The organism is Hyunsoonleella flava, from assembly GCF_004310325.1.
Taxonomy (GTDB): Bacteria; Bacteroidota; Bacteroidia; order Flavobacteriales; family Flavobacteriaceae; genus Jejuia; species Jejuia flava.
In genome coordinates, this window is the sequence record NZ_SIRT01000004.1 from 132,171 (window position 1) to 144,979 (window position 12,809).

At 34.9% G+C, this 12,809-nt stretch carries 14 protein-coding genes; 8 read left to right on the plus strand and 6 right to left on the minus strand.

Features of this window, described 5'->3' with window-relative positions:
* Positions 1–168: 168 nt before the first annotated feature.
* From dnaA to EYD45_RS07190, 3 genes are read left to right on the plus strand one after another with little or no spacing between them, the layout of a single operon-like run.
* Positions 169–1,596 (plus strand): chromosomal replication initiator protein DnaA, encoded by a 1,428-nt coding sequence (gene dnaA, locus EYD45_RS07180; protein WP_130963861.1) that lies wholly within the window; start codon positions 169–171, stop codon positions 1,594–1,596.
* Between the two features lie 12 nt (positions 1,597–1,608).
* Entirely contained in the window at positions 1,609–2,061 is a 453-nt protein-coding gene (locus tag EYD45_RS07185) for a low molecular weight protein-tyrosine-phosphatase (RefSeq protein WP_130963862.1), read from the plus strand.
* A 22-nt stretch (positions 2,062–2,083) separates the two neighbouring features.
* Positions 2,084–2,800, plus strand: a complete 717-nt coding sequence (locus EYD45_RS07190; RefSeq protein WP_130963863.1) for an SAM-dependent methyltransferase — start codon at positions 2,084–2,086, stop codon at positions 2,798–2,800.
* Between the two features lie 7 nt (positions 2,801–2,807).
* Here the strand turns inward: EYD45_RS07190 and EYD45_RS07195 are convergent, their stop codons facing one another.
* The 5 genes from EYD45_RS07195 to dapF form a co-directional block, all read right to left on the minus strand.
* Positions 2,808–3,473 carry a lysozyme family protein gene (locus EYD45_RS07195; RefSeq protein ID WP_130963864.1) on the minus strand — a complete coding sequence of 222 codons (666 nt, stop codon included), beginning with the start codon at positions 3,471–3,473 and terminating at the stop codon, positions 2,808–2,810.
* A gap of 111 nt (positions 3,474–3,584) precedes the next feature.
* Positions 3,585–4,493: a DUF2279 domain-containing protein gene (locus EYD45_RS07200; RefSeq protein WP_130963865.1), complete on the minus strand. Its 909-nt coding sequence runs from the start codon at positions 4,491–4,493 to the stop codon at positions 3,585–3,587.
* Positions 4,494–5,537: an endolytic transglycosylase MltG gene (gene mltG, locus EYD45_RS07205; RefSeq protein WP_130963866.1), complete on the minus strand. Its 1,044-nt coding sequence runs from the start codon at positions 5,535–5,537 to the stop codon at positions 4,494–4,496.
* Positions 5,538–6,062: a GNAT family N-acetyltransferase gene (locus EYD45_RS07210; protein WP_130963867.1), complete on the minus strand. Its 525-nt coding sequence runs from the start codon at positions 6,060–6,062 to the stop codon at positions 5,538–5,540. It abuts the gene before it with no gap.
* A complete protein-coding gene (gene dapF / locus EYD45_RS07215; protein ID WP_130963868.1) occupies positions 6,059–6,832 on the minus strand; it encodes a diaminopimelate epimerase in 774 nt (257 codons plus the stop codon). Before dapF ends, EYD45_RS07210 begins: the two co-directional genes overlap by 4 nt.
* A gap of 126 nt (positions 6,833–6,958) precedes the next feature.
* On the opposite strand from dapF, the gene EYD45_RS07220 reads away from it, so the two are divergent.
* The 5 genes from EYD45_RS07220 to EYD45_RS07240 all read left to right on the plus strand — a co-directional run bounded on the left by EYD45_RS07220 (position 6,959) and on the right by EYD45_RS07240 (position 12,072).
* Entirely contained in the window at positions 6,959–8,362 is a 1,404-nt protein-coding gene (locus tag EYD45_RS07220; protein ID WP_130963869.1) for a trypsin-like peptidase domain-containing protein, read from the plus strand.
* Positions 8,363–8,466: 104 nt separating this feature from the next.
* Positions 8,467–8,988 (plus strand): hypothetical protein, encoded by a 522-nt coding sequence (locus tag EYD45_RS07225; protein ID WP_130963870.1) that lies wholly within the window; start codon positions 8,467–8,469, stop codon positions 8,986–8,988.
* Between the two features lie 7 nt (positions 8,989–8,995).
* Positions 8,996–9,730 carry an LVIVD repeat-containing protein gene (locus EYD45_RS07230; protein WP_130963871.1) on the plus strand — a complete coding sequence of 245 codons (735 nt, stop codon included), beginning with the start codon at positions 8,996–8,998 and terminating at the stop codon, positions 9,728–9,730.
* A gap of 134 nt (positions 9,731–9,864) precedes the next feature.
* A complete protein-coding gene (locus EYD45_RS07235; protein ID WP_130963872.1) occupies positions 9,865–11,313 on the plus strand; it encodes a glyceraldehyde-3-phosphate dehydrogenase in 1,449 nt (482 codons plus the stop codon).
* 138 nt (positions 11,314–11,451) lie between these two features.
* Positions 11,452–12,072 carry a coiled-coil domain-containing protein gene (locus tag EYD45_RS07240; protein WP_130963873.1) on the plus strand — a complete coding sequence of 207 codons (621 nt, stop codon included), beginning with the start codon at positions 11,452–11,454 and terminating at the stop codon, positions 12,070–12,072.
* Between the two features lie 77 nt (positions 12,073–12,149).
* Here EYD45_RS07240 and fsa read toward each other — a convergent pair whose 3' ends face one another.
* Positions 12,150–12,803, minus strand: a complete 654-nt coding sequence (gene fsa, locus EYD45_RS07245) for a fructose-6-phosphate aldolase (protein WP_130963874.1) — start codon at positions 12,801–12,803, stop codon at positions 12,150–12,152.
* Positions 12,804–12,809 lie beyond the last annotated feature (6 nt).

Below are 12,809 nucleotides of genomic sequence, written 5' to 3' on the forward strand. Positions count from 1 at the left end.
GTTTCGGCTAGTGCTTAAACATGAGGAAAAATTTCTGAAAATTCAACCCGATTTGATTTTTTTTTTTAGAATTTTGTTCACATATTTGCCACACAACAAATGGGGGATTTAAAGAGGTATTCTTCTCTTTAAATAATTTACTAACTAAAAACCAAATATTTTAACTAAATGAGTACAACTGCGCAATCGGTTTGGAGTAACTGTCTCAATTTTATAAAGGATAACATCCAACCGCAAGCCTATAAAACTTGGTTTGAACCCATTGTAGCAGTAAAGCTTCAGGATAACGCTTTAAGTATTCAAGTTCCTAGTAAGTTCTTTTATGAATGGCTCGAGGAACATTACGTTAAAATTTTAAAAGTTGCCCTCACGAAAGAGTTAGGAGAAACCGCCAAATTAGTTTACATCATTAAGATGGAAAACACCTACGGCAACAAACAACCTTTTACTGAAAAAATTCCAAGTTCTAATAGAACGCCAGTAAAATCACAAGAAGTTGATATTCCACTAAACAATAAAAGTCCTGAGTTAAAAAATCCATTCGTAATTCCTGGAATTAGAAATGTGAAGATTGAATCGCAGCTAAATCCTAACTATAGTTTTGAAAACTTTTTAGAAGGAGACTCAAATAGATTAGCAAGAAGTGCTGGTTTAGCCGTTGCAGCAAAACCTGGAGGCACATCTTTTAATCCTTTGTTAATTTTTGGTGGTGTAGGTTTAGGTAAAACGCATTTAGCACACGCCATCGGTGTTGATATAAAGGATAAATATCCCGAAAAAACAGTATTATATATTTCTGCAGAGAAATTCACGCAACAATATATTGATTCCGTTAAAAAGAACAATCGAAATGATTTTATTCACTTCTATCAAATAATTGATGTTTTAATTATTGATGATGTACAATTTCTTTCTGGAAAATCAGGCACACAAGATGTATTCTTCCATATTTTTAACCATTTACACCAAAATGGCAAACAGGTAATTTTAACTAGTGACAAGGCACCTGTGGATATGCAAGACATTGAGCAACGTTTGTTATCCCGTTTCAAATGGGGACTTTCTGCCGAATTGCAACATCCAGATTTTGAGACTCGTGTTTCTATATTAAAGAACAAATTATATCGTGACGGTGTTGAAATGCCTGATGAAATCGTAGATTACGTCGCCAAAAACATTAAAACCAATGTACGTGAATTAGAGGGTGCTATTATTTCATTAATTGCACAATCCTCTTTTAATAGAAAAGAAATTACACTTGACCTTGCAAAACAGATTGTAGAGAAATTTGTTAAAAACACAAAACGTGAGGTATCCATTGACTATATACAAAAAGTGGTTTCCGACTACTTTCAAATGGATGTCGATACCTTACAATCCAAGACACGCAAGCGCCATATCGTACAGGCAAGACAGTTAGCCATGTTCTTTGCTAAGAAAATGACTAAAGCCTCATTGGCAAGTATTGGCTCTCAAATTGGTAAACGCGATCATGCCACGGTACTTCATGCCTGTAAAACAGTGGATAACCTTTCTTCTACAGACAAGCAGTTTAGAAAATACGTAGAAGATATTGCAAAAAAACTCTCGGTTTAAACTCAATTAAAAATGACTAAAATTCTAATGGTGTGTTTAGGCAATATCTGCCGATCTCCATTGGCTGAAGGTATTTTAAAGTCGAAACTACCAAAAGATAGATTTACAATTGATTCTGCGGGAACTGCAGCTTACCATATTGGAAGCAGACCAGACCCCCGCTCTATTTCAGTAGCCAAAAAATACGGTATTGATATTACGCATCTTAGAGGCAGACAATTTGTTAAACAGGATTTTGAAGCATTTGATTTTATTTACGCAATGGATGAATCAAATTTTAATCATATCATGGCCATGGCCGAAAATGACAATGATTCATCTAAGGTGAAACTCATTCTCAATGAAATCACCCCAAACGAGAATTTGAGCGTTCCAGACCCTTATTACGGTGGAGATCAAGGTTTTGAAAACGTATATCAAATGCTTGACGAAGCCTGTGACCAGATTGCAAATAGATTAACCTAGTAAATAACCTTATATTAGCAGAATGCAAACGGCTAAAGGCAAACTGTTTCTTATCCCAACAACTTTAGGAGACAATGCACCTCTTGAGGTATTACCAATTTCGGTAAAAAAAGTAATTGAAGATGTTTCGATATTTATAGTTGAAAATGAAAAATCTGCGAGACGATTTATAAAAAAAATAAGTCCGAAGAAATCACAACCAGCCTTAGAACTGTTTTTATTGAATAAATTTACCCAATCTATTGAATTGCCAGAGTTTTTAGAACCATGCATTAACGGTAAAAATGTAGGACTGCTCTCTGAAGCGGGTTGCCCTGGTGTTGCTGATCCTGGAGCTGATGTTGTGAAACTAGCCCATGAGAAAGATATTCAAGTAGTGCCATTGGTTGGACCATCATCAATATTAATGGCTATTATGAGTTCTGGCTTAAACGGACAAAACTTTTCATTTAATGGTTATTTACCAATTGATAAAAGTGAAAGAAAACGAGAACTGAGACGTTTGGAACGTTTATCATTTGAACAAAATCAATCCCAAATTTTTATAGAAACACCTTATCGCAATAATAAAATGTTAGAAGATATTTGTGCCACGATTTCAGGTGATACCAATGTTTGTGTGGCATGCGATATTACGCTGCAAACTGAATTTATAAAAACACTACCAGCTAAGGTATGGGCAAAAAAAAATGTAGATCTCCATAAGAGACCTACAATTTTTATTATCCATAAAAGGTAACGCGCTCCTAAAGCGTATTCACTTTTGCTTTTTTATTCGCTATTAAAAACGATGTATCATAACCTGAAAATCGTTTCATATAATTAGATATGGTTGTGCCATATCCATCTGCAAAGTTATCCAAACCATAACTTCTCAAATACTTTTTCACACTTCCTGGACCCGCAAGATGTGCTGCTGCCAAAATACCCGATTCGGTTACCAAAACACCGTTAATACGTTTTCCAACAAATCGGTTGATATCTCTACGTAAAATCCATTTATTACGTTGGGCATTAGCTATAAAAGCCTTTTCTTGAAGTTTTGGGTTATTTAAAAAGTTATGAAGATTTCTAACTCCAATTAACTTTAGCGTCTCTTTTCCAAATTGATACTTCCCCAAGTATCCATAAGTGTTAATGGTCGCATAATTTCCACCAGATTCACTGAAAGCAAGTGCTTCCTTGAATCCTACGAACGATTTCCCAAGATATGGTGAAAACGCTTCGTACCCCTCATTTGATGTCTCAACATTATCAGTAATGCTTACATCTGGCTTAACTGTGTAATTTAACACCAAGCCATCGGTTGAATACCTACTTAAATCTACCGTTTCCTCACTTGAAAACGATACTTGCAATAGTATACATATTGTAAGTGCTAATCCTAGGTAACTTGCAATATTTTTTACCATATAACTTAAATTTCTTCAGCAAAATTTAATCGTAAAATTGCTTGAAAATTTGAGCCGGCAAAATTACGCTTTTTTTTGATTTTATCAAAACTAATCGTTGAAGTACAATTTTTAATAATGGAATAGATGAAATACAGCCCCATTTTTATTAAATTCTAAAGTTGGAAAAGGTATTTTTATCATATTAAAAATGCTAAAAATTGACTTCAATAGTGCTGAATTAGTGCTTAGGTTTGACAAATTTACGTCTAAACTCAGATATAACTGCCGATATCTTGGAATAGTTGTTAACAATTGATTGTCAGTATCATTAACAGCTGTTAGCATACCCTCTCCACCGTAGCCCAAAGCTATATTTAGCCACTTAGGAATTTTACTTTGCTTAAAAAAAGAATGCAAATTAAAACTAAGCCAATACGTTTGTCCGTTGTAATCTTTTAAAATCTGTTCAACAAATGATTTCCCAAGTTTATCGGGGCGTTGTGCTGCATATCTCGACTGGCTAAAACTGAACTTTACGTCAATTCGCTGCTCATTCCACAATAATTCTTGCGAAATATAGAGCCCTGTTCCTAAGGCATTTGCACCCACATCTCCCCATGAAAAACCCCATTCGCTTGAATAGCCATCCAGCACTTCAACAGCAGTTAAAAATCCAAATCCAAGCGTAGCCCCATAAATGAGTTGGTCTTTTTTACTAACGCCACTCCAATTTAAAAGATTTGCACCTTGCTTACCCATTTGGTAGGCAGTAAACACATGCCCCAACTTATCCATTTGTAACCATTCGGAATTATCATTGATGGTACGAAGCTTTGAACGCTCAAAATCTGCGTACCATAATTCATTTAAACCAATAAGCGCCACAGAAGATAAAGTGGCTTCAGAAATGATTACTGCATTTCTTCGCTTTGTATGTAGTGTATCACTTGGTGTTAAAAACTGTTCTAAAGATGATTGTGAGAAGCTATTTAAGAAGCAAAACAGAAAAACAACAATATTAAATACCCAAGATTTCACTTATTTATTGATGCCTTGAGACGATAAATAGCGTTGATATGCCCTAGCATTCACATTATGTTGTGACAATGTTTTAGCAAACTTGTGGTAACCAAAGTGTTTTGGATCTGCCGCAAAGTAAAGATAATTATGCTTTTCATAATTTAATACGGCATCAATAGCAGAAATGTCGGGCATTGCAATAAGCCCAGGAGGCAACCCTCTGTTTTTATAAGTATTATATGGCGACTCAATTTCCTTGTGAATATTTAAAACACGCTTAATCACGGTGTTTTTATATTTTGGCAATTTATAAGCTGCAAACTTTAAGGTAGGATCCGCTTGTAATGGCATACCAATTCGAAGTCTATTCATATAAACACCAGCAATTCTAGGCTGCTCAGAACGTTCTTTAGACTCTTCATAAACGATAGACGCTAAGGCGATAACTTGATCTTCCGATAAGCCGATATCATGTGCTTTTGCTATTCTCTTATCATTCCAAAAACGCTTATACTCCTTCAACATACGGTCTCTAAAGACTTCTGCTGAAGTGTCCCAATACAGCTCATAGCTGTTAGGTAAATACATGCCTAATCCTGTTTCTGGCTTAAAACCGTTTTCACTTAAAAACCTGGTATCAGTCATTACTTTTATAAGTTCCAAACTATCCGCTTCAATTTGATTTGCAATGCGTCCTGCCAATTTCTCTAAGGAACTCTGATTGTTAAAAGATACTTTAACGGGAATGTTACCGCTTCTTATGGAATTGATAATATCGTTATTACTCATTCCTTTTTTTATGACGTATTTGCCTGATTTTATATTACTAACGTACTGTTTTTGTTCTGCCAGAACATCAAATTTATCAATATCTTGTAGTAAGGGTTCTAATTGCGCTCTTACATCATTATAATTATCTGTTGATTTCACATAGATGTAAGCCTCATCATTATTGAATTTCGTGTTTGGTGCTAGCATTGCACTGTAAACGTAATAAGCAAAAAATCCAGCTACTACTAATCCTATGAGGGCAATAGCCCAAAGTATCTTTTTAATGTACATTTATTGATGTATGAGTTGTAATAAATATTCGTTTTCAAATTTACCGTTATTGAAATTCCAATCTGTTTTTAATCCTATCTTTTGAAAACCTAGTTTGGTAAATAGCTTGATGCTTGCAGTGTTATTTTCAGAAATATTACAATACAATTGATGTAAACCCAAATGTGTAAAACTATATTTTAAAAGTAACTGCAATGCCTCATTGCCAAAGCCTTTTTCTCTATCTCGAGTATCCTTTATTATAATGCCTACTCCTGCCCTTTTATTCTTAAAGTCAAAATCAAATAAGTCTATTAGCCCTAAAGATTTTTTGGTTTTATCACAAATGACCAAGCGCAATTGCTTCACTTCAAAAATATCCTTATGGGCATTTTCTAAATATTGCTTAATAACAAATCGTGAGAATGGTGTTTGGGTATTGCTTAAATGCCAAGTGTCTTCATTATTTTCTACTTCTAAAACAAACTCTAAATCTTCAGGCTCAAGCGCTCTAAGGTCAATATGTTCTCCTTTTAATGTGTTCATATTTCGCCTTCAAATACAAAATTTGCTGATCCAATCAACCATACATTCTTATAAATACCATCTTCCACATCAAATGACACTTTTAATTCCCCGCCTTCAACCTTTAAATCTATCTCATGGCTTTTCGTTTCATTTAAGGCATGCATTGCGATTGCCACCGCAGTAGCACCGGTGCCACATGACAAAGTTTCATCTTCAACACCACGCTCATAAGTTCTTAATCTAAATGCGTTATTAGATATTTTCTTGACGAAATTCACATTAGACCCTTCTTCGTTATAAGGTGCGCCATATCGTATTGCGGCACCTTTAGTTTTTATATCAAAATCTGATATGGCATCTTCAAATTGCACATGATGTGGCGATCCAGTGTCTAAAAACACGTGATTTTCTTTTTTATCAATCACAGGCACATCCTGCATTTGCAATCTGACAATATCTCCATCAATTTCGGCATGATGCAAACCATCTATAGCCTCAAAAACTGCTTTGTTTGAAATAACACCCAACTGTTTTGCAAAGGCTACCAAGCACCTTCCCCCATTACCACACATGGTACTTTCGTTTCCATCGGCGTTATAGTACACCATTTTAAAATCATATTCATTATGATTCTCAAGAAGAATTAAACCATCGCCGCCTATGCCAAAACGTCTGTCACAAAGGTCTGCCACGAGTTTGGCATTATTTTTGTCGAAATTTTGTTGACGATTATCAATCATCACAAAATCGTTTCCTGTTCCTTGATATTTGTAAAATTTCTGCTTCATTTTGAAGTAGCAAAGATATAAATATTAAACCGGTTTTTAGATTGTTAAATCGTCGTTAAAGTTGAAAACACAGTTCAATAAATATTTAATTTTAATCGTTGAAGAATATATCTTAAACTGAAAATTATGAAGAAGATTTTAACATTAGTTATGGTTTCAGCTCTTGGTGGTATATTAACATTAGGAGCATACAAATTATTTATAGAAGAAGACAAAACGTTGGTAGTTGACGCTGTTGAGGCACAACCCACTTTGATTCCTACCAGTACAACAAACGCACTTTATAAACCTTATGAAACTCCTGATTTTACTCAGGCTGCAGAAAATACTGTAAACGCGGTAGTTCATGTAAAAAATGTTACGTTAAGTAGAGGGCGTATGACTTTTGAGGATTTATTTAGGGGCAGAAGCCCCCAACGCGCACAGTTGGGAACAGGTTCTGGAGTTATTATTACACCAGATGGCTATATCATTACCAACAATCATGTAGTAGATAAGTCTCAAGAACTTTCGGTAACGTTGAACAACAACAAAACTTACGAAGCTGAAATTGTGGGCACCGATCCCAAAACGGATATTGCACTTTTAAAAATTGAAGCAGATGAAGAACTACCTGTAGTTACTTTTGGAGACTCTGATGATGCCAAAATTGGGGAATGGGTTTTAGCAGTTGGTAATCCGTTCAATCTGACCTCAACGGTAACTGCAGGAATAATTAGCGCTAAGGCAAGAGATTTGTCTGGTAATGCTTCTCAAGCTTTTATACAAACAGATGCTGCTGTAAATCCGGGTAATTCAGGTGGCGCACTTGTTAATACCAATGGAGAACTTATAGGCATTAATACCGCTATTACATCACAAACTGGATCTTATGTTGGTTACTCTTTTGCCGTCCCAAGTAATATTGCTAGAAAAGTTGTTAATGACATTATGGAGTATGGTAATGTTCAGAATGGCATTCTTGGGGTTATGGGTACTGCCTTAAACAGTGCGAGAGCAGAAGACATAGAGATAAACGATACACAGGGATTCTATGTTAGTAGTGTTGAAGAAGATTCTGGAGCTGAAAAAGCAGGCTTAAGAAAAGGAGATATCATTAAAAAGATTGACAACATCAAAATCTTAAAATTCTCCGATTTAAAGGGACATTTAAGTACAAAAAGTCCTGATGATGTGGTTGATGTTACTTTTTCAAGAGACGGGCAACTAGAAACAGTGCCTGTGAGATTAATTAGAAATCAAACCTCTGTTTTACCGTACGTTGGTCAAATAAAAAATGTAAAACCTAAAGAATTAAAGAAATACAAGGCCAAAAACGGTGTGAAAATTTCTCTACTTGATGAAAATTATGCTGAATATTGGAACAAAAATGGCATCAAACAAGGTGCCATAATAACTGCTGTCAACGATATAAAAGTAAACAACGTGGATGATGTTCAGAATATAATTAGAAACATGTCTAAATATGATTCATTTAGAATTGAATTAATTAATGAAGATGGCGAAACAGAACGTTATAACTTCAAATAAAAATAATTTTTTGTTACAAAAAGAAAGTCCTCAAAAATGAGGACTTTTTTTATGAGTTACACGCAACCTTTTTTAAATCTGGCATCTTATAATAAAACTATGAGATGACCACCTTAAAACACAAACCACTACTGTATTTATTATTTACTTTATTGCTGTCCTCCTGTATCTATTTTGGAGGTTCAGATGACGATGATCCTCTAATTGATGTTACTTCCAACAGGTATGACCCTGTAATCTTAAAACGTGAAAGTTTCAACACTTCCATTGAACTGATGCCGCCTCAAAACCAGGGAATTATGGGGAAAATTTATATAAAAGACAACTACCTTTTTATAAATGAACCCAACAAAGGATTTCATATTTATGACAATTCTAATCCTGAAAACCCAATTAAGCTGAAATTTCTTAAAGTTCTTGGGTCTACTGATGTATCCATTAAGCAAGATATTCTTTATGTGAATAATGCCGTAGATATCATTGCATTATCATTCAGTAATGATTTTAATGAAGTGACCGTTTCAAAACGTATAGAAAACGTATTTCCTGAAATGATTTCTCCTGATGGCTATCGTGCAAACATAGCCTCGGATGAAGTTGTTATAGATTGGACACTAAAAAACTAAAACCACCATGAAAAAATTAATATACATACTATTTGTCTTCGCTTTATTAGCTTGCGAAAATGATTCCAACAGCTCCAATGAAGCCGTTTCTGATGTAGGTCAAGGTGGTTCATTAGCAACATTCACCATACTTAACGATTATTTATATACGGTTGACAACAGATCGTTAAACGTATTTAATATAAGTACAAAAACAAACCCTGTTTTAGTTAACCGAGTACCTATTGGCTTTAATATTGAAACCTTGGTAAGCTATAAGGACTTTTTGTATATAGGCTCTAGAAACGGAATGTTTATTTACGAAACCTCTAACCCAGAGAGCCCAAAACAATTAAGTGCCGTACAGCACTTTACAGCTTGCGACCCTGTAATTGCAAATGACACCCATGCTTTTGTTACTTTAGACACAAGTGCTGGCTGTGGCAATACTATTAGTGCTTTGCAGATATACGATGTGAAGGATGTGACCAAACCTGTTTTAATTTCTCAACGTAACCTTATAGCACCAAAAGGCTTGGGGCTTTATGGCAGTTATCTTTTTGTATGTGATGATGAAGTGAAGGTATTTGATATTTCCGATCCAGAAAATTCGAAACTAGCCCACAGCATTGATATTAGTGCTTTTGATGTTATTATACAAAACAACCATCTTATTGCGGTTGGAGATAATCAACTAAATCAATATGCATTGGATACAAACGACATAAAAAACACGCCTTTGTTGAGTAATATTAGCATATAGACATCCATTTTAAAACATAATATAATAGAAAAATAACCCTGAAATCGAAAGGGTTATTTTTTTGTTAAAATAGCTTACGAAAACGTTTGAAATATGATACTTTTGCAAAATCAAAACCCACTAAACTCAAAAAAATGTCTACAGATGCAACTTATGAAAAAGAGTTAGCGTTTCAAGCAGATCGACGAAGAGCGACTGTTGAATTTATCAAAGCCGTTAATGATCTTTGGTATGATAACTCCATCGAGTTAATTCTCTTTAAAAATCAATTAATTGACAAAAATGTCAGCGAGATTTTAAACCTGCACGAATATGCTGGTAAGTTTGTTCAAAAACCAATTTCCATTTTTGATTCTGTTGAAATCGCCAAAGCCATCAAAAAGCTAAATATCCCACCTGCAAAACTAGATATCGGGAAATTGACCTACGAATTTCATTTGGAGGAAAACAAATTTGATGACGCCATTCACTTTGTGGCCAACAAAATTAAAGATGCCGGAAATGGTAATACTATAGAACCAAAAGACGTTATCCTTTATGGCTTCGGTAGAATTGGAAGATTGGTGGCGCGCGAACTTATGGCAAAAACAGGTAAAGGTAGCCAGTTACGACTAAGGGCGATTGTAACAAGAGGTTCGGTTTCCAAGGAAGTTCTCGAAAAAAGAGCATCTTTATTAAACAACGATTCCATTCATGGGGAGTTTTCAGGAACAGTATCCGTTAATGAAAAAGATAATGCCCTTATTGTTAATGGTACAACCGTTAAAATGATTTCGGCCGATGCTCCAGAAAAAATTGATTATACAAAGTACGGTATTAACAACGCACTAGTTATTGACAATACAGGAGCGTTTAGGGACAAAGCAGCGTTGTCAAGGCATTTAAAAGCAAAAGGTGTTAAAAAAGTACTACTGACCGCACCAGGAAAGGAAGTACCAAATATAGTACATGGCGTCAATCATAAAGATTATAGCCCGGATAAGTTAAATATATTTTCAGCGGCATCGTGTACCACAAATGCCATTACACCAATTTTAAAGGCAATTGAAGATTCTTACGGTGTAAAAAGCGGACATTTAGAGACCATTCATGCCTATACGAACGACCAAAACTTGGTAGATAACTTTCACAAAAAATACCGTCGCGGTCGTGCAGCAGCATTAAATATGGTAATCACTGAAACTGGTGCTGGAAAAGCAGTAGCAAAAGCTTTACCTAGTCTAGAAGGTAAATTATCCTCAAATGCCATTCGAGTGCCTGTACCGAACGGTTCATTAGCTATTTTAAACTTAGAATTGGATAGAAAGACATCCTTAAATGGCATAAATGCAACTATTAAAAAATATGCGCTTGAAGGCGATTTAGTAGAGCAGATAAAATACGAATTGAGCGATGAGTTAGTATCCAGCGATATCGTAGGCTGCTCCGCACCAGCAATTTATGATAGTAAAGCAACCATCGTACGTTCTGATGGAAAAAACGTTATACTTTACATTTGGTATGATAACGAATATGGGTACAGCCATCAAGTAATTAGGTTGGCAAAATACATCTCAAAAGTAAGACGCTACACGTACTATTAAAAACATCTAAATTCTCTCAATAATCGTAAATGTATCATAATAGCCTCAATTTTTTGGGGCTATTTGGTAATATAATTATGTTTTTAAACTTTATTTTATATTTTCGCATCAACAGTTAACCTATTTAAACACAACCAAATGAATTCCTCAAAATACCTTATTACCCTCGTATTTTCATTTATTTTTAGTTTATCATTCTCTCAAACCACGCAACAACCAGAAACACTTTCTCTTAATAGTGGCACTATCGACAGCCAATTTGAATACATTTTTAGAAAATCTGGAAATTTTAAAGGTACCAATGGCCAACCTTATGAAGCCGTAAAAACTGCATGGTTATTGAAATTAAGAAATCATGTAAGAGATTCGTTAAATGAAATTCGAAAAGACTTAAATGAAACACAAACCGTTGTAAAAACTCAGGCCAATGAGATTACGGAATTAAAAAGTAATCTTTCTAAAACGCAAGCCGATTTAGATAAAACCAATACAGAAAAAAACAGCATGTCGCTATTTGGTATGCAAATGAGCAAAACTGGATATAATACCCTGTTATGGAGTATCATTGCAGGTTTACTCGCTTTATTGTTGTTATTTATTTACAAGTTTAAAAACAGTAATGCCATCACAAGACAAGCTAAACAAAGCCTTTCAGAAATTGAGGAAGAATTTGATGAGCACAGAAAAACCGCGCTAGAACGCGAGCAAAAAGTGAGAAGACAATTGCAAGACGAAATTAATAAGCAGAAAAAAGCATAAGCTTAATGTTATAAATAAAAAGGCGCAATAATCAGATTGATTATTGCGCCTTTTTATTTATACTTAAAACCTATCTTCTAGTTTCCTTTCTTGTAATCAGCTAAAAATTTAGCTAAACCAATATCAGTCAAAGGGTGCTTTAATAAACCTTCAATAGAACTTAGAGGTCCAGTCATCACATCCGATCCTATTTTCGCACAATCAATAACATGCATGGTATGACGCACTGAAGCTGATAAAATTTGAGTTTCAAAACCATAATTATCATAGATATGGCGGATCTCAGAAATCAAGTTCAATCCATCCGTAGAAATATCATCCAAACGCCCTAAAAAAGGAGATACGTAAGTAGCTCCAGCTTTAGCAGCTAATAGTGCTTGTCCTGCAGAAAACACCAAAGTTACATTTGTTTTTATACCCTTACCAGAAAAATATTTACAAGCCTTTACGCCATCCTTAATCATAGGTAGCTTTACTACAATTTGTTCGTGCAGTTCAGCTAAAGCCTCCCCTTCTTTTATCATGCCATCCACGTCAGTAGAGATTACCTCTGCACTTACATCACCATCCACAATATTACAAATATCAACATAGTGCTTCATAATATTATCATGTCCCGTAATACCTTCTTTGGCCATCAAAGATGGGTTTGTAGTCACACCATCTAAAACCCCCATATCTTGGGCTTCTCTTATCTGGTCTAAATTTGCTGTGTCAATAAAAAATTTCATTATTTC

What these genes read in the sequence shown, in the direction of transcription:
- dnaA (WP_130963861.1), top strand. Translation starts at nt 169, where the DNA reads ATGAGTACAACTGCGCAATCGGTTTGGAGTAACTGTCTCAATTTTATA.
- EYD45_RS07185 (WP_130963862.1), top strand. Translation starts at nt 1,609, where the DNA reads ATGACTAAAATTCTAATGGTGTGTTTAGGCAATATCTGCCGATCTCCA.
- EYD45_RS07190 (WP_130963863.1), top strand. Translation starts at nt 2,084, where the DNA reads ATGCAAACGGCTAAAGGCAAACTGTTTCTTATCCCAACAACTTTAGGA.
- EYD45_RS07195 (WP_130963864.1), bottom strand. Translation starts at nt 3,473, where the DNA reads ATGGTAAAAAATATTGCAAGTTACCTAGGATTAGCACTTACAATATGT.
- mltG (WP_130963866.1), bottom strand. Translation starts at nt 5,537, where the DNA reads ATGTACATTAAAAAGATACTTTGGGCTATTGCCCTCATAGGATTAGTA.
- EYD45_RS07210 (WP_130963867.1), bottom strand. Translation starts at nt 6,062, where the DNA reads ATGAACACATTAAAAGGAGAACATATTGACCTTAGAGCGCTTGAGCCT.
- dapF (WP_130963868.1), bottom strand. Translation starts at nt 6,832, where the DNA reads ATGAAGCAGAAATTTTACAAATATCAAGGAACAGGAAACGATTTTGTG.
- EYD45_RS07220 (WP_130963869.1), top strand. Translation starts at nt 6,959, where the DNA reads ATGAAGAAGATTTTAACATTAGTTATGGTTTCAGCTCTTGGTGGTATA.
- EYD45_RS07225 (WP_130963870.1), top strand. Translation starts at nt 8,467, where the DNA reads ATGACCACCTTAAAACACAAACCACTACTGTATTTATTATTTACTTTA.
- EYD45_RS07230 (WP_130963871.1), top strand. Translation starts at nt 8,996, where the DNA reads ATGAAAAAATTAATATACATACTATTTGTCTTCGCTTTATTAGCTTGC.
- EYD45_RS07235 (WP_130963872.1), top strand. Translation starts at nt 9,865, where the DNA reads ATGTCTACAGATGCAACTTATGAAAAAGAGTTAGCGTTTCAAGCAGAT.
- EYD45_RS07240 (WP_130963873.1), top strand. Translation starts at nt 11,452, where the DNA reads ATGAATTCCTCAAAATACCTTATTACCCTCGTATTTTCATTTATTTTT.
- fsa (WP_130963874.1), bottom strand. Translation starts at nt 12,803, where the DNA reads ATGAAATTTTTTATTGACACAGCAAATTTAGACCAGATAAGAGAAGCC.